The sequence below is a fragment of the Chachezhania antarctica genome (genome assembly GCF_003646465.1).
Lineage (GTDB): Bacteria > Pseudomonadota > Alphaproteobacteria > Rhodobacterales > Rhodobacteraceae > Chachezhania > Chachezhania antarctica.
The window spans coordinates 593,825-613,807 of sequence record NZ_QZEX01000002.1; the positions used below are offsets into that span (position 1 = coordinate 593,825).

At 64.7% G+C, this 19,983-nt stretch carries 22 protein-coding genes; 10 read left to right on the plus strand and 12 right to left on the minus strand.

Annotation, left to right across the window (positions count from 1 at the left end; genetic code table 11):
* Positions 1–20: 20 nt before the first annotated feature.
* Positions 21–557, minus strand: a complete 537-nt coding sequence (locus D4754_RS06505; RefSeq protein WP_163025802.1) for an EF-hand domain-containing protein — start codon at positions 555–557, stop codon at positions 21–23.
* Between the two features lie 198 nt (positions 558–755).
* Between D4754_RS06505 and D4754_RS06510 the strand changes: the two genes are divergently transcribed.
* Together D4754_RS06510 and D4754_RS06515 are read left to right on the plus strand one after the other, a co-directional pair.
* A complete protein-coding gene (locus D4754_RS06510) occupies positions 756–1,181 on the plus strand; it encodes a DUF983 domain-containing protein (protein WP_121062088.1) in 426 nt (141 codons plus the stop codon).
* A complete protein-coding gene (locus D4754_RS06515) occupies positions 1,181–1,924 on the plus strand; it encodes an NUDIX hydrolase (protein ID WP_121062271.1) in 744 nt (247 codons plus the stop codon). Before D4754_RS06510 ends, D4754_RS06515 begins: the two co-directional genes overlap by 1 nt.
* Before the next feature lie 167 nt (positions 1,925–2,091).
* Here D4754_RS06515 and D4754_RS06520 read toward each other — a convergent pair whose 3' ends face one another.
* Together D4754_RS06520 and D4754_RS06525 are read right to left on the minus strand one after the other, a co-directional pair.
* On the minus strand, positions 2,092–2,997 hold the full coding sequence (locus tag D4754_RS06520; RefSeq protein ID WP_121062089.1) for a DMT family transporter: 906 nt from the start codon (positions 2,995–2,997) through the stop codon (positions 2,092–2,094).
* 21 nt (positions 2,998–3,018) lie between these two features.
* A complete protein-coding gene (locus D4754_RS06525; protein ID WP_121062090.1) occupies positions 3,019–3,954 on the minus strand; it encodes a fatty acid desaturase in 936 nt (311 codons plus the stop codon).
* A 219-nt stretch (positions 3,955–4,173) separates the two neighbouring features.
* Here D4754_RS06525 and D4754_RS06530 point away from each other — a divergent pair, with 219 nt between their 5' ends.
* The 3 genes from D4754_RS06530 to D4754_RS06540 all read left to right on the plus strand — a co-directional run bounded on the left by D4754_RS06530 (position 4,174) and on the right by D4754_RS06540 (position 7,909).
* A complete protein-coding gene (locus tag D4754_RS06530) occupies positions 4,174–5,061 on the plus strand; it encodes a helix-turn-helix domain-containing protein (RefSeq protein ID WP_121062091.1) in 888 nt (295 codons plus the stop codon).
* Between the two features lie 355 nt (positions 5,062–5,416).
* Complete coding sequence (locus D4754_RS06535) at positions 5,417–7,087, plus strand: methyl-accepting chemotaxis protein (protein WP_276208621.1); 1,671 nt, start codon at positions 5,417–5,419, stop codon at positions 7,085–7,087.
* A gap of 126 nt (positions 7,088–7,213) precedes the next feature.
* A complete protein-coding gene (locus D4754_RS06540) occupies positions 7,214–7,909 on the plus strand; it encodes a hypothetical protein (protein ID WP_121062093.1) in 696 nt (231 codons plus the stop codon).
* 246 nt (positions 7,910–8,155) lie between these two features.
* On the opposite strand, the gene D4754_RS06545 is transcribed toward D4754_RS06540, so the two are convergent.
* From D4754_RS06545 to fabD, 3 genes are all read right to left on the minus strand, one after another.
* Positions 8,156–8,389, minus strand: a complete 234-nt coding sequence (locus D4754_RS06545; protein ID WP_121062094.1) for an acyl carrier protein — start codon at positions 8,387–8,389, stop codon at positions 8,156–8,158.
* 331 nt (positions 8,390–8,720) lie between these two features.
* Positions 8,721–9,458: a 3-oxoacyl-ACP reductase FabG gene (gene fabG, locus D4754_RS06550; protein WP_121062273.1), complete on the minus strand. Its 738-nt coding sequence runs from the start codon at positions 9,456–9,458 to the stop codon at positions 8,721–8,723.
* Positions 9,459–9,555: 97 nt separating this feature from the next.
* Complete coding sequence (gene fabD / locus D4754_RS06555; RefSeq protein WP_121062095.1) at positions 9,556–10,497, minus strand: ACP S-malonyltransferase; 942 nt, start codon at positions 10,495–10,497, stop codon at positions 9,556–9,558.
* A gap of 183 nt (positions 10,498–10,680) precedes the next feature.
* Between fabD and D4754_RS06560 the strand changes: the two genes are divergently transcribed.
* The gene (locus D4754_RS06560; RefSeq protein WP_121062096.1) at positions 10,681–11,964 is read left to right on the plus strand and encodes a cytochrome b/b6 domain-containing protein; all 1,284 of its coding nucleotides are present in this window, start codon (positions 10,681–10,683) and stop codon (positions 11,962–11,964) included.
* Positions 11,965–12,145: 181 nt separating this feature from the next.
* Here D4754_RS06560 and D4754_RS06565 read toward each other — a convergent pair whose 3' ends face one another.
* On the minus strand, positions 12,146–12,730 hold the full coding sequence (locus tag D4754_RS06565) for a YceI family protein (protein WP_121062097.1): 585 nt from the start codon (positions 12,728–12,730) through the stop codon (positions 12,146–12,148).
* A 270-nt stretch (positions 12,731–13,000) separates the two neighbouring features.
* On the opposite strand from D4754_RS06565, the gene rpsF reads away from it, so the two are divergent.
* From rpsF to rplI, 3 genes are read left to right on the plus strand one after another with little or no spacing between them, the layout of a single operon-like run.
* Positions 13,001–13,462, plus strand: a complete 462-nt coding sequence (gene rpsF, locus D4754_RS06570; protein ID WP_121062098.1) for a 30S ribosomal protein S6 — start codon at positions 13,001–13,003, stop codon at positions 13,460–13,462.
* A gap of 15 nt (positions 13,463–13,477) precedes the next feature.
* Positions 13,478–13,705: a 30S ribosomal protein S18 gene (rpsR, locus tag D4754_RS06575; RefSeq protein WP_121062099.1), complete on the plus strand. Its 228-nt coding sequence runs from the start codon at positions 13,478–13,480 to the stop codon at positions 13,703–13,705.
* Positions 13,706–13,717: 12 nt separating this feature from the next.
* Positions 13,718–14,353, plus strand: coding sequence for a 50S ribosomal protein L9 (gene rplI / locus D4754_RS06580; RefSeq protein WP_121062100.1), 636 nt, complete (start codon positions 13,718–13,720; stop codon positions 14,351–14,353).
* 66 nt (positions 14,354–14,419) lie between these two features.
* Here rplI and D4754_RS06585 read toward each other — a convergent pair whose 3' ends face one another.
* Positions 14,420–14,857 carry a DUF1330 domain-containing protein gene (locus tag D4754_RS06585; protein ID WP_121062101.1) on the minus strand — a complete coding sequence of 146 codons (438 nt, stop codon included), beginning with the start codon at positions 14,855–14,857 and terminating at the stop codon, positions 14,420–14,422.
* A gap of 178 nt (positions 14,858–15,035) precedes the next feature.
* On the opposite strand from D4754_RS06585, the gene D4754_RS06590 reads away from it, so the two are divergent.
* Positions 15,036–15,515, plus strand: a complete 480-nt coding sequence (locus D4754_RS06590; protein WP_121062102.1) for a transglycosylase SLT domain-containing protein — start codon at positions 15,036–15,038, stop codon at positions 15,513–15,515.
* A gap of 49 nt (positions 15,516–15,564) precedes the next feature.
* On the opposite strand, the gene D4754_RS06595 is transcribed toward D4754_RS06590, so the two are convergent.
* The 4 genes from D4754_RS06595 to D4754_RS06610 all read right to left on the minus strand — a co-directional run bounded on the left by D4754_RS06595 (position 15,565) and on the right by D4754_RS06610 (position 19,901).
* A complete protein-coding gene (locus D4754_RS06595; RefSeq protein ID WP_121062103.1) occupies positions 15,565–16,959 on the minus strand; it encodes a TRAP transporter large permease in 1,395 nt (464 codons plus the stop codon).
* A gap of 4 nt (positions 16,960–16,963) precedes the next feature.
* Positions 16,964–17,653, minus strand: coding sequence for a TRAP transporter small permease (locus tag D4754_RS06600; RefSeq protein WP_121062104.1), 690 nt, complete (start codon positions 17,651–17,653; stop codon positions 16,964–16,966).
* 80 nt (positions 17,654–17,733) lie between these two features.
* Complete coding sequence (locus D4754_RS06605) at positions 17,734–18,735, minus strand: DctP family TRAP transporter solute-binding subunit (RefSeq protein ID WP_121062105.1); 1,002 nt, start codon at positions 18,733–18,735, stop codon at positions 17,734–17,736.
* Positions 18,736–18,926: 191 nt separating this feature from the next.
* Positions 18,927–19,901, minus strand: a complete 975-nt coding sequence (locus D4754_RS06610) for an aldo/keto reductase (protein ID WP_163025804.1) — start codon at positions 19,899–19,901, stop codon at positions 18,927–18,929.
* Positions 19,902–19,983 lie beyond the last annotated feature (82 nt).

Below are 19,983 nucleotides of genomic sequence, written 5' to 3' on the forward strand. Positions count from 1 at the left end.
AGGCCCCGTCCCGCGTCTCGTCACTGATCCTTCGGCGTGTCATCCGGGCCGGGCTTGCCGTGACGGCTGTCCTTGCCATGATGGCCTTTCTTCATCCGCTCCTGCATGTGCGTCTTGGCTTCGGCGAATTCCTCTTCCGAGATCGTCCCGCTGCTGTCGCGATCCATCCGGTCGAACATCATGCCGGTCCGCCGCGGCTTCGGCAGTTCGTCGGCGGTGACTTCAGCATCGCCGTTCCGGTCCATCCGCTCGAACATCCCGGCCGCACGGTCCGATGCCCGGGCCACGGCGGCCGCCTGCATTTCCTCAAGGCTCAGCCCGCCGCTGTTGTCGGTGTCGATGGCCTGCATCCGGGCGGTTCCCATGCTGCGCAGCTCCTCGAAGCTGATCTCGCCATCGCCGTCGATGTCGATCTCGGCGAACGAGATTTCCATGAAACCCGGTTCCGGCGCCGCGCCGCGGCTGGGTCCGAACGCCAGGGCCGAGCCGGCCGCAAGAACGCCCACACCCAGTGCAAGAACTGCAAGAGCGGGTTTGCCAAGGGTCATTTTGGTCATCTGGATCTTCCCTTCCTGTCCGGCAGGCCCCATGCCGCCGGATCTGTACCTGACACGGTGGAGCGGGAACTTTCCGTCGCAGAAAATGTGCGGACCGAACGCCTGACACTTCGCGACATCCCGCCGCAAGGTCAATCGGACCGATTTCAGTTTCCGCCCGAACACGTCAGGATCGCACCTCTGATAGTCGGACAAGCCATGACCAAGCGCCCACCAAAAACCCCCGCCCTCAACGACCGTCCCGTGAAGCCCGCGCTGTGGCGCGGCTGGCGGCGGAAGTGCCCCAACTGCGGAAAGGGCGCTCTCTTCAAGGGCTATCTTGCGGTGCACGCGCAATGCCCTGTCTGCCGCGAGGATTTCACCCCGCAGCGCGCCGATGACGGGCCCGCTTACCTGACGATCCTGATCGTGGGCCACCTGCTGGCGCCGCTCCTCTACTCGGTTTTCGTTGCGTACCGACCGGAACCGCTGGTCTTTTTCACCATCTTTGCTGTTGGCGCTGTTGCCCTGTCGCTTTACCTTTTGCCCCGACTGAAGGGGTTGATCATCGCCCTCCAATGGGCCCGGCGCCTGCACGGGTTCGGAAAAAGCGATGACGCCCGTACGGATGGGGAGGCGACATGATGGCCGATGCAATAGACAAGAGCGCGGTACGGAACGCGGCCACCGTGATCGTGGTGCGCGACCGCGACACGACGCCGGCCATCCTGATGGGCCAGCGCGGTTCCAAGGCGGCGTTCATGCCGAACAAGTTCGTCTTCCCGGGCGGCGCAGTGGATGCCGCCGACGCCGACATCACGCTGGCAGCCCCCCTGCCCGACCCCTGCCTGTCACGGGTCAGCGAGGACGCGACACCAGACCTTGCCCACGCGCTTGCCGCCGCCGCGGTGCGCGAGCTGTGGGAGGAAACCGGCCTGATCCTGGGCGAAAAGGCCGACTGGACCGGCGCCGTGCCCGACGACTGGTCCCGCTACGCCGCAACCGGCCACGTGCCTACCGCCAGCGCCCTGCAGTTCGTCTTTCGCGCCATCACCCCCCCGGGCCGCCCGCGCCGCTTCGATGCGCGGTTCTTCCTTGTGGATGCCGATGACGTGCAGACCGATCTCGACGATTTCACCCATGCCGAGGACGAGCTTTCGCACCTCCAGTGGATCCCGCTGAGCAAGGCACGCAGCTTCGATCTGCCCTTCATCACCGAAGTCGTCCTGGCCGAGGTCGAGGCCCGCGTCACCGACAAGGCCCCGCCCGCCTCGGTCCCGTTCTTCAAGAACAACGAGGAGGCGAACCTGTTCCTGCGTATCTACGGCAGGGAACAGGCGATGGAAGAGGGCCCTCGCCCCGCTGCCGCCGACCGCCCGACGGTCTGAACCGGGCTGGCCAGCACGAACGCCGCGTATGTGCGTGGAGACGCGGTCCCCACACCCCTGAGGTATTTAGAGACCAAAGACGTAAAGGTGCCGTCCCATGACTTCTTTGGTCCACAAATACCTCCGCCGGAGGCAGACCAACGTCGCCGCATTCCCACTGTATGGATCTACTGGATCGACAGGATCAGGATCAGGATCGACAGGCCCAGGAGCGCTATCCCGGCCATTTCACGCGCGCTGATCTTTTCGCGGAAGAACAGCACCGATGCAATCAGGCTGAAGACCAGCTCCACCTGCCCCACCGCCTTCACGTAGGCCGCCGTCTGCAAGGTGAAGGCCAGGAACCAGCAGAACGAGCCTGCCACGCTGGTCAGCCCGATCCAGACGGCCGAGCTGCGCGCCTCCCACACTGCGCGGAGTTGTGTCCGGTCGCGCCAGAAGATCCACAGCGCCATGCCGATCATCTGGGATGTCGTCACCGCCGTCAGCGTCATGGCCGCGCGCAGCACCGCGCTGGGGTCGTCGATCTGCATTGCGGCACCGCGATAGCCCACGGCCGAGACCGCGAAGAGGAACCCGGCCCCCAGGCCCAGCCCGGAGGCGCGGTTGGTCAGGTTCTGCCACAGGCTGCCTGTCCCTTCAGGCGGGCGCGACAGCAGGAAGATCGCTCCGACACTCAGCAGGATCGCCACGAACCCGCCCCAGCTGATGCGGTCGCCCAGCAGGACGAACCCCACCATCGCGGCCTGCATCACCTCGGAATTCTTGAAGGTCATGCCGACGGCGAAATTGCGGCTCTTGAACAAAAGCACCACGAAGACCGTGGCGAGGATCTGCGCCGCCCCGCCCGACAGGGCAAAGGCCCAGAAGCTAAGGTTCAGATGCGGCACCGCGTGGCCCGTCAGCACGAACCAGCCCGTCAGCAGCACCAGCAGGAACGGCGCCGAATAGGCGAAACGCGCGAAGGTGGCCCCTTCGGCGGACAGCCGCGCCGTGCTCAGCCATTTCTGCAGCATGAAGCGCAGGGTCTGAAACAGGGCCGCGGCGATGGAAACGGGGATCCAGAGAGACATGGCGCCTCTCTTGCGCCCTAATTACTCCTTCCGCCAGAGCGGATGCGGCACCGGATCCTTCGCGCGGAACAGGTGACGCAGGATCACCTGACCGTAGGAGCGGTAGACATAGCCTTCGTTCGCGGCCTGGTAGCGCGCGCGGCCCCGGCGGTAGAGCTCGGGCAGCCGATACCACGGCACCTTCGGGTGCATGTGATGGACCACGTGGAGATTGTTGTAGAGGAACAGCCACGCAAGCGGCCCGCCATCTTCGACAATTGCCGTCCGCGCGCGGTTTTTCTCGTGCGCGCGGTGTTCCAGGAAGGTGCGGATCTTGATCAGCCCCAGCCCCCCGCACACCGCCAGCCCGTAGGCCCAGAACGGCATCGGAGACACGGCCACCAGGGCCAGCACCACGATCACGCCCGGGATGTGCAGCGCCCAGGCGATCTGCACCGCGCGGTTCCCCTGCCGGATCAGGCGCCATTCGTCGCGCATGAACGACACCTGCCCGATCCACGGCCCCAGCACCACGCGCCCCAGAAGCGTGTTGTTCAGGCGCAGGATCGCCTTCTTCCAGCGCGGCAGCGCCGCCCACACCGCGGGGTCGAGGTAGTTGCTTTCCGGGTCGTCGTAGGGATCGGTCAGCGACGGGTCGCTGTGATGAGCCAGATGCGTCTCCTTGAACCGCCGGTACGGGACCGTCAGCGACAGGCACGGGCTGACCAGAAGTTCGTTGATCCACGCCGTGCGGAACGGATGGCCGTGCAGCGCCTCGTGCGACAGAGAGGAATGGAAGCCGGTCGCGAGGGCCGCGGTCAGAACGGCGAGAGCAGGCGCCACCGGCCACAGAACCCAAAGCGCCACGGCCCACACGCCATAGCATGCGACCATCAGGCCAAGGGTCGCCCATTCCACCCGAATGCCGCTGAATAGTCCGCGAAACTCGAACGGCGCGGCGTGAAGGTCGATGCCCATGGGAGGAGCCGCGGCCTGGGCCAGGGCTGGCTGTACAAGATTGGACGAACGGGGATCTTCCCCGGACAACACAACAGGTCCTGAAACGTCTGGCGACGCCATGAATGCTCCGTTCTTCTGAAATTCTGGATCTATGCCCATGGACAGAACACAGTCACAAAACCGTGACCATTCCGTAAATGGTGCACATTTCCGGCGTTTGATGACTTATATCATCAATTGATGGAAAATATCGACAAACGTCTCCGCGCAGAGCAGTTCCGTGACCGAATGGCCCGCGCATTACGCGAAACGGGCCTGAGCCAGAGCGCGCTGGCCCGGGCCGCCGGGGTCGACAGGTCGACCATTTCGCAGCTGCTGGCGCCGGAGACCGCGCGAATGCCCAACGCGCAGGTCGTGGCCGCCTGCGCCACGGCGCTTGGCGTATCCTCCGACTGGCTCCTGTCCCTGTCCGACCGGCCCGAAAGTGCCGCCCAGCTTCTGGCCGCCTCGATGAGCCTCACCGAAGCCCCCCGCGCACTGGTCGATGAACGCATCTTCGCCTGGCACCGCGAGGCCGAGGGCTACAAGATCCGCCATGTGCCTGCGGCCCTGCCCGACATGCTGAAGACACGCGCCCTGATCGAATGGGAATACGCCCCCCATCTGGGCCGTACCGCCAATCAGGCGATCGGCGCCTCGCAAGACCGGCTCGACTGGATGCGGCAGGCCAATTCCGACTACGAGATCGCGCTGCCGATCTACGAGATCGACACCTTCGCCCGCGCCGAAGGCTATTATTTCGGCCTCAGCGAGGAGATACGGCTGGAACAGCTCGACCGGCTGGAGCTTCTGGCGACACAGCTCTACCCGCGCCTCAGGCTCAGTCTCTTCGATGCGCGCAAGCTCTATTCCTCGCCCATCACGCTGTTCGGACCGCTGCTTGCCGTGATCTATATCGGCAGCCACTACCTGGCCTTCCGCGACCGCGAACGGGTCGAGATCTTCACCGCCCATTTCGACCGGCTGGTGCGCGAAGCATCCTACGGCGCGCGGGATGTGCCGCGCTACATCCGCGGTCTGCGCGCACAGATCACGGGGCTGAACCTGCCGATGCGGTCGAAATAGCCAAGTTCCCGGTCGCGGGCGCCACGGTCCGCTTCCAACCCCTTGATTTCTGGTCGGTCTCTTGCGCAAGGCGGAACCATCCTTCTGACCTGACAGGGCAAAACGCGGCCGGGACAGATTTTCTTGCCGGCGACCGTTTTCCTGACGCGATGGCCCCCGCGCATTAGTCACTTGGAAAGTCTTGTGTGGCATTCGGGGCCTGCTGCGGGTCTCCGCCTCCGCAGCACCGGTGCCAACGGCGGAGCATGTGGGGCCTCAGCATATGTTCTCGCTTTCGATTTCGCGCAAACTCCTGCTTCTCAACCTCCTCGCCGGGGTCGTTCTGTCAGGGGTGATCGGGTTCGAAGTCCATGAAATGCGGACATCTATCTATGATGCCCGCCAGGACATGATCCGAAATCAAACCGAAGCCGCCATGACCATCGCCCGGGGCTTCGCCGCCAGGGCGGAGGCCGGCGAAATGAGCGTGGAGGAAGCTCAGAACCGCGCACGCGAGGCGATCCGCTCCATCCGCTACGGCAACAATGATTACATTTTCGTCTATTCGATGGATGGCATCGCCCAGCTTGCCACCGCTGAAGACGGCAGTCCCCTGTCATACTGGGATCTGGAAGACGTCGATGGCATCAAGGTCATCCAGGAGCTGTCGGCGCTGGCCGGGGCCGGCGGTGGATTTCTGAGTTACTCATGGCCGCGGGATGGCGGCGAAGATCCCCTGCCCAAGCTCAGCTTCGCCGATCACATGCAGGAATGGGACTGGTTCATCGGAACCGGTGTCTACATAGACGACCTGGCAAGCATCATCCGGGCGAATACCACCGCTGCCGTCATGGTGCTCATTGTCGCGCTCGCCGTCCTGGTCGGCTGTGGTTTCCTTCTTGCCCGCAGCATTACGCGCCCGCTCAGGTCACTGGCGGAATCGATCCGCCAGATCCGCAAGGGCGCCGTGGACGACCCGATCGGCACCTGCGACCGCATCGACGAAATCGGCGACATTGCCAAACAGACGGATGCACTGCGGGTGGGCCTTGTGGAAAAGCGTGAACTGGAAGCACAGAATACAAGGCGCGAGGCCGAACAGCAGCACGTCGTGACGCTGCTGGCCGGAGGTCTGAAAAAACTGTCCAAAGGCCGCCTGGATTGCGAGATCGACGAAGAGTTCACCGGGAAGTACGAACAGCTGCGTTCGGATTTCAACGAAACCGTCCAGATCCTCGCCGGCCTGATCCGCGCCATCAGCCTGTCCGCCAGCGATATCCGCAGCGCCGTGAGCGGGATCAGCAGCTCATCGACCGACCTGTCCCGCCGCACCGAAAGCGCAGCCGCCACGCTGGAAAAAACCGCGGCGTCGCTCAGCGAGATCACGCAGTCGGTTGCCGCGTCGGCACAAGGCGCGTCGCGCGCGGACAGCCTGGGCAAGACCGCCCGCGAACAGGCCGAAACCACCGAGAAGATCGTCGACGAAACCGTCACGGCGATGGGCGAGATCGAAAATTCCTCGCAGCAGATTTCCCGGATCATCGACGAGATCGAAGACATCGCCTTCCAGACCAACCTGCTTGCGCTGAATGCCGGGGTCGAGGCCGCACGCGCCGGCGAGGCCGGATCGGGCTTTGCCGTGGTGGCCTCCGAGGTGCGGGCGCTGGCGCAGCGGTCCTCGGAATCCGCACGCGAAATCAGCGCGCTGATCTCGGAATCGGGCAAGCATGTGAACCAGGGCGTGGAACTGGTCCATCGCGCGGGCGATGCACTGGCAGAGATCGTGCGCTCGGTCTCTACCATCACCGACCATGTCAGCAGCATCGCGCTGTCAGCGGAAGAACAGTCGACCGGCCTGCAGGAGATCGACGTCTCGATCTCCCGGCTCGACCAGGTGACGCAGGAAAACACCGCGATGTTCGAGGAAACGACCGCGGCAACCAACGCGCTCGACGCCGAAGCCGGCCGGCTGGTCAGCCAGATCGCCCGCTTCCAGAACGCCGGCGATTCGGACGAAGCGGCAGACGATAACCGGACGGCTGCCTGACACCGGCCTTGACACATGCCACGCGCTCCCGGGCGCGTGGCCGCCCGCTTCGGCGCCCCACGGGGCAAGCTCATGCAGGCCCCCGAGGATGTTGAGAACATACCGGGAACGTGGCATCCTAATACCATGGCGACTCATCTCCTTTCCCACGGCACGGGCCGGCCGGCGGACACGCGGCCGGGGCTGTGTCTGGCGCCCGATGCCACGGACGATGCCCCGTTCCTGGCCGCAACCCGCATGCACGAGGCCTGCGGCCCCGCGCGGCGCAGCTTTGCGGTCTGGCTGGCAGGGCGGCTGACAGGGCCGGTGATCTGGATCCGGCCGACCTGGTCGGCGGATCGGCTGCACGCACCGGGCATCGCCGATTTCGCCGAACCCGCACGGTTCGTGTTCATCGCTCCGGGGCGGAAGGACGATCTGCTCTGGTGCGCGGAAGAAGCCCTGCGCACCGGCGCCGCGCCACTGGTCGTGGCCGACCTGCCCGAACCGCCCCCCCTGACCCCGGTCCGCCGCCTGCATCTGGCCGCGGCGGCGGGGGGCGAGGCATTGAGCGCCCTGCGCAAGGGCGCGCCCCGTTCGACCCCCCGGGCGATGCGCGGCGCGCCCGCCGATCTGCCGGGTCCGCTGGGGCTGCTGCTGTGTCCCGGAGAGGGCGGCGCGCAAGGAATCGAAACCCGCTGGCACATGGCACCCGCCCATACCGATGCGCTCTCCTGCACATGGACACTGGAACGCCGCCGCGCCCGCGCCCTGCCCCCCCGCCGCTGGACGGTACACCAGACCATGCCCGGCGAAAGTCCGGTCCTGCGGCCTTCAAACTGAAGGCCTGCCATCGCGTTGCGGTCCGGGTAGGGACGCCGTCCCCACACCCCTGAGGTATTTGAAGACCAAAGAAGCAGGGCGCGTCCCCTGCTTCTTCTCTTCTCCAAATACTCCCGCCGGATGCAGACCGACAGGGCCGCGCCTGCAACGTCCAGAAACCGGGCGCTGCCCCGGAACGAAAAAAGCGCCGCCGGAGCCGGCAGCGCTTCACATCGGTTCTGTCTGTCCCGGCGGGCCGGGGGACGCTTACGACGCTTCAGAGATGAACTTCACCGCGTCGCCGAAGGTCTGGATGGTTTCGGCTGCGTCGTCCGGGATCTCGATGCCGAACTCTTCTTCGAAAGCCATCACAAGTTCGACCGTGTCGAGGCTGTCGGCGCCCAGATCGTCGATGAACGAGGCGCTTTCCGTCACCTTGTCCTCTTCAACACCCAGATGCTCGACAACGATCTTTTTCACGCGCTCTGCGACGTCGCTCATATCATTCCCTCATTTCCGTTCCGGGCTCTTGCCCGATTACGCCCGTTCCCCCGGTTGCCCGGAGAAGACGTGGCCCTTGCCCCAAGACGGGCGGTTCCTTTGCCCAGTTGGGCCACACTGCGCGTAGAACATGTGCATGAAACAACACCAGTGCAACGGGCAACGCAAGGCAACCCGAAATTTCTGTGCGCCGCCTATAGCACAGTCGCAGGGGATGGCAAACGCTTTCGAACCGGCCGGAATGTGCGTGTTTTTCCTGCCGCAAGGCAGAAACCCGCACGCAGGTCCGACATGCCGCAAAGCATTGAAATTGCCTGTCTCCCGCGGCGCGTCACAGCATCGCCATGCCGCCGTTCACGTGCAGCGTGGTGCCGGTGATATAGGCGGCCTCGGGGCTCGCAAGATAGAGCACGGCCGAGGCGATTTCCTCGGGCGTGCCCATGCGGCCGGTGGGCACCTGGGTCAGAATCGCGGACTTCTGGTCATCGGTCAGCTTCTCGGTCATCGCCGTGGTGATGAAGCCCGGCGCCACCGCGTTCACCGTGATTCCGCGGCTGGCGACCTCGTAGGCCAGCGATTTCGACATGCCCACCATGCCCGCCTTGGCGGCGGCATAATTGCCCTGTCCCGGATTGCCGGTCGCGCCCACGACGGACGAGATATTCACGATCCGCCCCCAGCGCGCCTTCATCATCCCGCGCAGCACGCCCTTGCAGAGCTTCATCGTCGCCGTCAGGTTGACGTCCAGCACCGACTGCCATTCGTCGTCCGACATCCGCATGAACAGGTTGTCGCGCGTGATCCCGGCATTGTTGACCAGCACATCGACCGAGCCCATCGCCTCGGCGGCCGCCTTGGGCAGCGCCGCCACGGCCTCCGGATCCGACAGGTTGCAGGGCAACACGAAGGCCCGCTCGCCCAGTTCGGCGGCCAGCGCCTCCAGCGGTTCGACCCGCGTACCCGACAGGCCCACCGTGGCCCCGGCCCCGTGCAGCGCCGTTGCGATGGCGCCGCCTATTCCCCCGGACGCGCCCGTGATCAGCGCTGTCTTGCCCGTCAGATCGAACATGTTCATCTCCCAATCGTGTCTCGTTTTGCGGGGGCCGGTCACAGCCGGTCCGCCCCGTCATGGCCCGCGACAGGTCGCAAGCCATCATGAATGTCGGTCAGCCCGCAAGGCTTTCGGCTGCGGCCTTCACCTCGTCCGGCGTGCCCACGGCACGCGTCGCGATCGACCGTTCGATCCGCCGGATCATGCCCGAAAGCGCCTTGCCCGCGCCGATCTCCCAGATCTCGGTCACGCCGTCGCCCGCCATGTGCGCGACGCTCTCGCGCCAGCGCACGGCGTGGGTCACCTGTTCCACCAGCAGCGACCGGATCCTGGACGGGTCGCTCACCGGTTCGGCCAGCACGTTGGCCACCAGCGGCACGACGGGCTTCTGAATATCGACATCGTCCAGCGCGTCGGCCATCGCGCGGGCGGCGGGTTCCATCAGCGCGCAATGGAACGGGGCGCTCACCGGCAGGATGACGGCCCGCTTGGCGCCCTTGGTCTTCGCGATCTCGACCGCGCGTTCGACGGCCGCCTTGTGGCCCGAGACCACGACCTGCGCGGGATCGTTGTCGTTGGCCGCGGCGCAGACATCGCCCTGCGCGGCTTCTGTCGCAACTTCGCGCACCGTCTTCAGGTCCAGCCCCAGAAGGGCCGCCATAGCGCCTTCGCCCACCGGGACCGCGGCCTGCATGGCCAGCCCGCGGGCGCGCAGCAGCCGCGCCGTGTCGGCGATGGTGATCGACTGTGCCGCGGCCAGTGCCGAATATTCGCCCAGCGAATGCCCCGCCACGAACGACACCTTGTCCAGGCCCACGCCTTCGGCGTGCAGCGCCTTCATCGCGGCCAGCGATGTCGCCATCAGCGCGGGCTGGGCGTTTTGCGTCAGCGTCAGCGTCTCGATATCGCCGTCCCAGATCAGCGCGCTCAGGCGTTCGCCCAGAGCTTCGTCGACCTCGTCGAAGACGGCCCTGGCCGCCGGATAGGCTTCGGCCAGTGCCTTGCCCATGCCGATGGCCTGGGCCCCCTGGCCCGGAAAAACGAATGCGCGCGACATGGCCAACTCCCCTTCATGTGCCGGTTTCCCGCCGATGTAGACCGGCCCGCACCGGCACACAACCCGCAGGCACGGGCCCCACGCACGGAACCTGTGCAGAGGCGCGCGTTGTGCTGCGCCGCAGAAAAGTTACCTAAGGGGAAATCAAAGGCTCGCCCTCCCTTCGCCCTACCGAGGTCCGACATGTCCCAGACCAACACCGCCCGCAGCTACGGCACCGTCACCAAGACCCTGCACTGGCTGACCGCGCTTCTGATCCTGACCGTCCTGCCGCTTGGCCTGATCGCGTCGAACCTTGCCGACAGCCTGCAACAGGGCGGATCGGTGCCCGAGGCGCGGATCGCCCTGACCGGCACGCTCTTCTCGCTCCACAAGACGCTGGGTCTGACTCTCTTTGCCGTGGCGCTGGTCCGGATCCTCTGGGCGCTGACTCAGGTCCGGCCGGGCCTGCTGAACGCCGACCACAAGGCCGAGGCCTTTTTGGCCGAAACCATCCACTTCGTCCTTTACGGCGCGCTTGTGCTGACGCCGCTGACCGGCTGGATCACCCATGCCGCAACGACGGGTTTCGCGCCGATCTGGTGGCCCTTCGGGCAGTCCCTGCCCTTCGTGCCGAAATCGCAGGATGTGGCCCATCTTTTTGCCGGGCTGCACGTGGCCTTTCAGTGGACATTGCTTGCCGCCCTCGCGCTCCACATTGCCGGGGCGCTGAAGCACCACGTGATCGACCGCGACGCCACGCTGCGCCGGATGTGGTTCGCCCGCGCCGACCTGCCCGTGCCGCCGACCGCCGCCCATACCCGTCGCCCGGCGCTGGCTGCAGCCGCATTGTGGGCGGCCGTGCTGGGCTATGGCGTGGTCACCGGGGTGCCGCAGCACGATGCGCCGCAGACCACCGCCGCGGAGCAGACCACCAACACGTCGGTCGAAAACGCGTGGACGGTGACCGACGGCACGCTCGACATCGCCATCACCCAGTTCGGCAACTCCGTCACGGGCCGCTTCGCCAACTGGCAGGCCGACATCCGCTTCGACCCGGACGCCGCCCCCGGCACGCAGGCCGGCGATGTCACGGTCACCGTGGCGATCCCGTCGCTGACGCTGGGTTCGGTCACCGAACAGGCCATGGGGCCGGATTTCTTCGATGCCGGAACCTACGCCCGGGCGATCTTCGAGGGGCAGATCGAACACACCGACACCGGTTATGTCGCCACCGGCCCGCTGACGTTGAAAGGCCAAAGCGCCGATATCCGCCTGCCCTTCACGCTGACCCAAGCAGACGGCACGGCGGACGGGCTCCGCATGACGGGCGATCTCGAGCTCAACCGGCTCGACTACGGGATCGGCGCCCAGATGCCCGAAGGCGATACCCTGGCCCTCGACGTCCGCGTCTCGGTCGATCTGACGGCAACCCCGGCAACGCGCGACCAGATCCTGCCGGGGGCCGATACCCCGCCCAGCCAGTAAGGGCGGCAGGGACCCCTCCCGCCCCGACGCGCCGCGGGGACCGCGGCGCAAACATCGTGTCGCACCACAGGTGCGCCATTTTGGTAACCACCGCAGGTGCCCCCATCCGGAAACCACCCGCGCAACGAAAAACGCCGGCCCCGCAGGGGACCGGCGTTTTCGTTTACGACCGGATGGCAGATCAGCCGTCGGCCTTCATCGCCTCGATCGAGATGTTCACGTTCACCTCGTCGCTGACATAGGGCGCGAACATGCCCATGTCGAAATCGGAGCGGGTGAGTACCGTCGTGGCCTTGAAGCCGGCCCATTCCTTGCCTTCCATCGGGTGCTCACCCTTCTGGGTCATCACCGCGTCCAGCACGACCGGCTTGGTGATCCCGTTGATCGTCAGGTCGCCCGTGATGTTAGCGGTGTCCTCGCCCGTCACCTCGATATCGGTCGACGTGAAGGTCACCGTGGCATTCTCTTCCGCGCCGAAGAAATCGCCCGTCATGAAATGCGTCTCGCGGGGTTCCCAGCCAGTCAGCATGGAGGCCGCCGGGAAGGACACCTCGACCGAGCTTGCGGCAGGATCTTCCGAGTCGAAGGCGATGTCGCCCTCGATGCCGCCGAACAGGCCATAGGTCGTCGAGTAGCCAAGGTGTTCATAGTTGAACATGATCTGGCTGTGGCTGGGGTCCAGCTTGTAGGTCACCGTGTCGGCGTAAACGGGGGCGGTCAGGGCCGTGGTCGCCAGCAGCGCCGCAGCAATAAGACGAGAGGTCATGGCATATCTCCTTGAGAGCCGTGAATTTTCCATGCCACACACCTGTCGCTGCAGGTGCGAAATTGCCATTCGGCACCCGCCAACAGGGTTTGTGTGCATATGAACAGGTCGCCCGCAGGGGCCGACAATCCCCTTGCTCCCTGACGGGGGATGTGTATACGGGGCCATCCTTTCGCAACGAACGTTTTCCGCGCAGTCTCTCGTGACGGGCCAGCGAAAGGATATGGCCCCGTCTTTGAAATGCGCCTCGACAGAAGAACAGGAGCTCACATGCCGCTCTACGAGCATGTCATGATCGCGCGCCAGGACTTGTCCAGCACGCAGGCCGAAGGCCTCATCGAACATTTCGGCGCCATCCTGGCCGACAACGGCGGAACGCTGGTCGACCAGGAATACTGGGGCGTCAAGACGATGGCCTACAAGATCAACAAGAACCGCAAGGGCCACTATGCCTACCTGCGCACCGATGCACCGGCCCCGGCCGTGCAGGAAATGGAACGCCTGATGCGTCTCCATGACGACGTGATGCGCGTGCTGACCATCAAGGTCGACGAGCACAAGGAAGGCCCTTCGGTCCAGATGCAGAAGCGCGACGAACGCGGTGATCGTGGCGACCGCCGCGACCGTGGTGATCGTGGTGGTGATCGCGGTGATCGTGGTGGTGACCGCGGAGACCGTGGTGATCGTGGCGATCGTGGTGGTGAACGCCGCGAACGCGAAGACCGGCGCTGAGAGGAGAATTAGAACATGGCATCCCGTCCGTTTTTCCGCCGCCGCAAGGTCTGCCCCTTCTCGGGCGACAACGCACCCGCGATCGACTACAAGGACACCCGTCTGCTGCAGCGCTACGTTTCCGAGCGCGGCAAGATCGTCCCGTCGCGCATCACCGCCGTTTCGGCAAAGAAACAGCGTGAGCTGGCCCGTGCAATCAAACGCGCGCGCTTTCTTGCCCTGCTTCCCTACGCCGTGAAGTAAGGAGAGCGCATCATGCAAGTCATCCTTCTTGAACGCGTTGCCAAGCTGGGCCAGATGGGCGACGTCGTCGACGTCAAGTCCGGCTATGCACGCAACTTCCTGCTGCCCCAGAAAAAGGCGCTGACCGCGTCGAAAGCGAATATCGAAGCTTTCGAATCGCAGAAGGCCCAGCTGGAAGCGCACAACCTCGAGACCAAGAAAGAGGCGGAAGCCTTTGCCAGCCGTCTCGACGGTCAGCAGTTCATCATCATCCGGTCGGCCTCCGATTCCGGCGCGCTCTACGGGTCGGTTTCGCCCCGTGACGCGTCTGACGCGGCCACCGCCGAAGGCTTCACCATCGACCGCAAGCAGGTCGTGCTGACCCGCCCGATCAAGGAGCTTGGTCTCCATGTCGTGAGTGTGGTCCTGCACCCCGAAGTCACGGCCGAGGTCGAGCTGAACGTTGCACGGTCGCCGGAAGAAGCCGAACTGCAGGCTTCGGGCAAGTCGATCCAGGAACTCGCCGCGGAAGAAGAAGCCGCAGCCGAGTACGAGATCGCCGAGCTGTTCGACGACATCGGCAGCGCCGCGTCGGAAGACGAAGATCTGGAACCGGTGGCGGAAGCCGTCGGTGCAACCGAAGACGACGACGAGTCAACCACGTCTTAAGCTGCGTCTTCGCGATCAACATCAGGCCGCGTCCCTGCCCGGGGGCGCGGCCTTTTTCATGTGCGCTCAGTCGCCCGCATCGGCGAAATTGGCGCCCGCGGACAGGGGCCTTGTCCGCACCAGCCGGGAATCCGCCACGGCGGCGATACGATGGATCACGGCATTCTGGTAATCGGGGTCCTTCACCATCGCGACGAAGGCATCGACGGACGGGTATTCGACGATGAACATGTGATCCCATTGTTCGTCGTCGTCGGGGCCGATCAGCATCAGTTCCATCGCCGCGCGCCAGACGACGCGGCCGCCCACCTTCTCCATGATCGGTGCGCTTTCGCGGCCATAGGCGGCATAGGCCTCGGCCCCCGTGACGGGCCCATGACCGATGTCATCGGGATAAATGGCCTGATCGCGTAGGCGGACGAGGTTCAGCATGTTGATCGGGCCGTCGCGCTGGAACGCGCGGAAGGCGCGGAACTTTTCGCGCGTGGTATCGAGATGGGGCATCGGGTCTCCTCCGGTCTTTTCCGGGTCAACCTGCCTGCCCGCGTCGGGCCGGGCAAGACCGCCCCTGCGTCGTCCTGCCATAGGCGGGAGTGCGCCAAGGGCCAAACCCGGTATCTTGCCTAAATCGCCGGCTTTGCGCAGGATATGCGCCACTAATAACAGGTCCGAAGGGATCCCGATGGCCTCATATTCCCGCCGCCATTTGCTCTCCACCCTGGCTCTCGCGCCATTGGCCCTTGCGGGCTGTAGCGCAGGCCAGAAGGAAGCCAAGCTCAGCTTCGCTGACCCCCCGCTCTATCCGAACGAAACGCCCGAACTCAGGGCGTTGATCAACCAGTACGCCGATCATTACGGCGTGCCCCGCCCGCTGGTGCATCGCGTCGTGATCCGCGAGAGCACGCACAATCCACGGGCGCGGAACGGTCCGTATTACGGGCTAATGCAGATCCTGCCCCAGACGGCCCGCGCGATGGGCTTCCGCGGATCGCCCACGGATCTGCTGGATGCCGAAACCAACCTGACCTACGCGGTGAAATACCTGCGCGGCGCCTATCTTGTCGCCGATGGCGATCCGTCGGAAGCGGTGTCGTGGTACGCGCGCGGCTACTACTACGAGGCCAAGCGCAAGGGGCTTCTGCAGGAAACGGGCCTCGTCTGACAGGCCTTCACAGGCCGCCGTCCCGATTGGGCGACGGCGGCCTGCGGCGTCAGTTCGTGATGATCTCGGGACCCATGATCGATGTCGGCAGGAAGGTCGAAAGCGGCGGGTAGTACGTCACGATGATCAGGAAGACGAAGAGCACCGCCAGGAACGGCAGGGCCGCCCGCACGACGGACATCATCGGCATCCCCGCCACGCCGGACGTGACGAAGAGGTTCAGACCGACCGGCGGCGTGATCATCCCGATTTCCATGTTCACCACCATGATGATGCCCAGATGGATCGGGTCGATCCCCAGCTCGATCGCGATGGGGAAAACCAGCGGTGCCACGATCACCAGCAGGCCCGACGGCTCCATGAACTGACCGCCGATCAGCAGGATCACGTTCACCACGATCAGGAACATCACCGGCCCAAGCCCCGCCGCCAGCATGGCGCTCGCGATCTGCTGCGGGATCTGTTCGTCGGTCAGTACGTGTTTCAGGATCAGCGCGTTGGCGATGATGAACATCAGCGTGATCGTCAGCTTGCCTGCGTCGAACAGCGTCTGGCGCGTGTCCTTGTGGACAAAGGCCGTCAGCAGCGCCCATGGCTTGCGCAGAAGCGACGACCGTTCGCGCCCCTCCCCTTCGCTCAACGGCCCCATGTCGCGATAGACGAAGAGCGCGATGATGAAGGCGTAGACAGAGGCCACGGCCGCCGCTTCCGTCGGCGTGAAGATGGCGCCTGTCACGCCCGGGATGCCGTAGATCCCGATCATGATGATCGCGATCAGCATCAGCCCCCAGAACGCGTCCGAGAAACTGCGCCCGATCTCGCCCCAGCCCAGCCAGTCGCCTTTCGGCATGCCGCGGATGCCGGCCATGATGTAGATCGTCACCATCAGCATCAGCCCGGCCAAAAGGCCCGGGAAGACGCCCGCCAGGAACATCCGCCCCACCGACACGTCGGTGGCCGAGGCATAGACGACCATCACGATGGACGGCGGGATCAGGATGCCCAGCGTGCCCGCGTTGGCGATGACGCCGGCGGCAAAATCGCGCGTGTAGCCGGCCTCCCGCATCGCCGCGATGACGATGGAGCCGATGGCCACCACCGTCGCGGGCGACGAGCCGGAGAGCGCTGCGAACAGCATGCAGGCGAAAACGCCCGCAATCGCCAGACCGCCCCGAAGGTGCCCGACGCAGGCGATGGAAAACCGGATGATCCGTTTCGCCACGCCCCCCGTCGACATGAAGGACGACGCCAGAATGAAGAACGGTATGGCCAGAAGCGTGTAGTGCCCGGCCATCGCCTGGTAGAAGCTCTGCGCGATGGAGCCCAGCGAGGTGCTGGAAAACATCAGCAGGAAGACGGTCGACGTCAGCCCTAGCGACACTGCAATGGGCACGCCGATCAGCATCAGCCCGATCACCGAGACGAAAAGAAGAACCACATCCATGCGCCTATTCCTTCCGGGCGTGCCGGGCCGCGAGTTCGTCGACCGCGTCTTCGGCTTCGTGGCTGACGATCAGGCTGTCGCGCGTCCCGCGGACGATGCCCACGGTGGCCTGGATGAACCGGAACAGCAGCAGCGCCGCACCCACGGGCAGGATCGCATAGGGGATCACGCGGGGCAGCTTGTCATAGGTCTCGTCATAATTGATCAGCGGCTCCAGCCAGCGGAACATGTCCAGCATCGGCACCTGATCGGTGGTATAGAACGCCCGGTCACGCACGCCGGTCATGAACCCCGTCGGGAACCAGCGGCCTTCGGTGGGTTGAAGCGCGGCAAAGGGCGCCCAGTAATCCCACGAGCCTTTCAGAAGCAGCGCCGCATAGACGATGCAGCACGCGGCCGAGACCAGCGCCAGCACCTTGCGGCCCTTTGGCTTGAACAGGTTCGTCACCGCGTCGACGCCCAGATGTGCCGTGACCTTCACGCAATAGCTTACACCGAAGACCACCAGCCACGCGAACAGGATCAGGGTGACTTCAAGGCCCCAGATGAGGGATGCGTTGAAGACATATCGCAAGACGACATTCGCGAAGGTGACCAGCGTCATCAGCCCCAGAAGCAGGGCGATGGCGGATTCCTCGAATTCGTTGATCACACGTCCCAGTACATTGCGGGACTGTTCTGGTTCAGCGCTCATGCCGGCCTCCCTGGCGGACGCGGATGCAAATGGGGCGCCGGGCTGCGTGAACCGCCCGGCGCCCCAAGGATCAGGATCGCTTACATCGATCCGTTGATCTGCTGGGCGGCTTCGATGTTCTCGGCGCCCACGTCACCTTCGAACTGCTCCCAGACCGGCTTCATCGCCGTCACCCAGGCTTCGCGCTGCTCGGGCGTCAGTTCGCGGATCTCGGCACCGGCATCGAGGATCGCCTGACGGGCCTCCATGTCGACCTCGCCCACCGCGGCGTTCCGCTCTTCGGTGACTTCGGTCAGGATCGTCAGGAACTGGTCGCGCGTGGCCGGGTCAAGACTGTCCAGCCAGTCGACCGAGGTCACGACAAGGTAGTCGAGCACGCCGTGGTTGGTTTCGGTCGTGCCGTCCTGCACTTCGAAGAACTTCTGGCCGTAGATGTTCGACCACGTGTTCTCCTGCCCGTCGACCACGCCTTGTTGCAGCGCGCCGTAGACTTCCGAGAACGCCATCGGCTGCGGCGAGGCATCCAGCGCTTCCATCTGCGCCACCAGCACGTCCGACGGCTGCACGCGGAACTTCAGCCCGGCGGCGTCAGAGGGTTCGATCAGCGGCTTGTTGGCCGAGAACTGCTTCATCCCGTTGTGCCAGAATTCCAGCCCCTGCAGACCGCGGCGGGTCATCGAATCCTTCATCGCCTGGCCGGTTTCGGAATTCTGAAAGGCATCGACCGCGTCGATGTTCACAAACATGAATGGCAGGTCGAAGATGCGGAACTGCTTGGTAAAGGTCTCGAATTTCGACAGGGACGGCGCGGCCAGCTGCACGTCGCCCTGCAACATGGCTTCCAGCACCTGGTCATCGTTGTAGAGCGTCGAGTTCGGATAGACCTCAAGACACATGGTGCCGTTCATCTCTTCGTTCACGCGCTGCTGCAGCAGGCTGGCGGCGATGCCCTTGGGATGGCGGTCGGTATTGGTGACGTGGCTGAACTTGACGACTTCCTCGCCGTCATCGCAGGCGGCAAAGGCCGCCGGTGCGGAAAACGCGAACGCTGCAAGGGCAGCGGCGGACACTAGGTATTTCATATGTCAACTCCTCCAAGTTGTTACCGGGTCGAACTGGCCATTTGCGGCTTCGGTATTGGGGCCGTCAACGGCCCGGACCCGGTTGTTTATGGTAGAAGAAGTTGAACGCAATTCCACGCGCGCGCGCAACGGGCAATCTGCATTTGCCCAATGCAATTTCGAGAAACAGCCTTGGATTGACTGGAAAATCCTTACGGCACCTTACTGTACGTATGCGGCAAATCCAGCCCGACGCCGGACAGATGTCCGAAGAGCGTTTTCAGAAGCGCCACGTCATCCGCGGGCAGCGGCGGCATGTTGATCGCCGCGATGTTGGCCCCCAGATGCGCCACGTTGCCCGTGCCGAACAGCACGATGTCTGCCCCGGGTTCGTGCCGCGCATATCGGTAGGCGGCCTCGGTCAGGCTGGCGGCATGGCCATCGGCCAGCAGGAACCCCAGCGGGGCTTTCGCGTCGATGCGCGCCGGGTCCAGATTCCCTTCGTGCATCAGCGCGCCGACAGTCTCGTCCAGCAGGTTCGGCTGGCTGAAGATATTGCGGACGACGAACATCAGCTGCGTGCCCACGCCCTTTTCTATGGTCTTTGGGAAAACCTTCTGCCGCGCGCCCTGGTTCAGCATGTGGAAGGCCAGCATGACGGCTTCCCACGGGCAGTCGTCCTCTGCCAGTGCGGTCGACAGCATCTCCTGCCCCGGATCGGCCGGCCCGCTTTCAGTGATGCCGATATGGCGAATCCGGCCCTTTTCCTTCTCGCGCAAAAGGATCGGCAGGTAGATATCCCGCGCGCGCTGGTAATAGGCGGGCCGGATGCCGTGCAGGCTGAAAAGATCGACATAGTCGGTCTTCAACTCGCGCAGGGAGGTTTCGAAGTTCTGCAGGAAGGCCGCCTCGTCGATGTCGGCTTCCTTCCAGTAGATCATACCCTTGGTGGCGATCACCATCCTGTCGCGGCCGATGCTTTGGGCCGCGGTGCCAACGGCCCCTTCGGTCCCGTAGACGCGCGCGGTGTCGAAGAACGTCACGCCCTGATCGAAGGCCGCTTCGACCAGCCCGGCCGCCTCGTCCTCCGACTTGCCGTAACCGATCCCCAACCGACTGTTGCCGCCGCATCCCAGCCCGGCCGCGCCGACGGTCAGCCCCGTCGATCCAAGTGACACCTGATCCATTCCGCTACTCTCCACGCTGCTCACCGTCCCCATGATGACCAACCGCAGAGGTGGCGCCAAGGCGCTTCAAGGCGCCCTGGCA

Bases quoted from the DNA above. Each gene is read 5' to 3' on its own strand.
- rplI (WP_121062100.1), top strand. From the start codon at position 13,718: ATGCAAGTCATCCTTCTTGAACGCGTTGCCAAGCTGGGCCAGATGGGC.
- D4754_RS06545 (WP_121062094.1), bottom strand. From the start codon at position 8,389: ATGAGCGACGTCGCAGAGCGCGTGAAAAAGATCGTTGTCGAGCATCTG.
- D4754_RS06525 (WP_121062090.1), bottom strand. From the start codon at position 3,954: ATGGGCATCGACCTTCACGCCGCGCCGTTCGAGTTTCGCGGACTATTC.
- D4754_RS06590 (WP_121062102.1), top strand. From the start codon at position 15,036: ATGGCCTCATATTCCCGCCGCCATTTGCTCTCCACCCTGGCTCTCGCG.
- D4754_RS06595 (WP_121062103.1), bottom strand. From the start codon at position 16,959: ATGGATGTGGTTCTTCTTTTCGTCTCGGTGATCGGGCTGATGCTGATC.
- fabG (WP_121062273.1), bottom strand. From the start codon at position 9,458: ATGTTCGATCTGACGGGCAAGACAGCGCTGATCACGGGCGCGTCCGGG.
- D4754_RS06505 (WP_163025802.1), bottom strand. From the start codon at position 557: ATGACCAAAATGACCCTTGGCAAACCCGCTCTTGCAGTTCTTGCACTG.
- D4754_RS06515 (WP_121062271.1), top strand. From the start codon at position 1,181: ATGGCCGATGCAATAGACAAGAGCGCGGTACGGAACGCGGCCACCGTG.
- D4754_RS06540 (WP_121062093.1), top strand. From the start codon at position 7,214: ATGGCGACTCATCTCCTTTCCCACGGCACGGGCCGGCCGGCGGACACG.
- rpsF (WP_121062098.1), top strand. From the start codon at position 13,001: ATGCCGCTCTACGAGCATGTCATGATCGCGCGCCAGGACTTGTCCAGC.
- D4754_RS06585 (WP_121062101.1), bottom strand. From the start codon at position 14,857: ATGCCCCATCTCGATACCACGCGCGAAAAGTTCCGCGCCTTCCGCGCG.
- D4754_RS06560 (WP_121062096.1), top strand. From the start codon at position 10,681: ATGTCCCAGACCAACACCGCCCGCAGCTACGGCACCGTCACCAAGACC.
- D4754_RS06600 (WP_121062104.1), bottom strand. From the start codon at position 17,653: ATGAGCGCTGAACCAGAACAGTCCCGCAATGTACTGGGACGTGTGATC.
- D4754_RS06605 (WP_121062105.1), bottom strand. From the start codon at position 18,735: ATGAAATACCTAGTGTCCGCCGCTGCCCTTGCAGCGTTCGCGTTTTCC.
- rpsR (WP_121062099.1), top strand. From the start codon at position 13,478: ATGGCATCCCGTCCGTTTTTCCGCCGCCGCAAGGTCTGCCCCTTCTCG.
- D4754_RS06610 (WP_163025804.1), bottom strand. From the start codon at position 19,901: ATGGATCAGGTGTCACTTGGATCGACGGGGCTGACCGTCGGCGCGGCC.
- D4754_RS06520 (WP_121062089.1), bottom strand. From the start codon at position 2,997: ATGTCTCTCTGGATCCCCGTTTCCATCGCCGCGGCCCTGTTTCAGACC.
- D4754_RS06510 (WP_121062088.1), top strand. From the start codon at position 756: ATGACCAAGCGCCCACCAAAAACCCCCGCCCTCAACGACCGTCCCGTG.
- fabD (WP_121062095.1), bottom strand. From the start codon at position 10,497: ATGTCGCGCGCATTCGTTTTTCCGGGCCAGGGGGCCCAGGCCATCGGC.
- D4754_RS06535 (WP_276208621.1), top strand. From the start codon at position 5,417: ATGCGGACATCTATCTATGATGCCCGCCAGGACATGATCCGAAATCAA.
- D4754_RS06565 (WP_121062097.1), bottom strand. From the start codon at position 12,730: ATGACCTCTCGTCTTATTGCTGCGGCGCTGCTGGCGACCACGGCCCTG.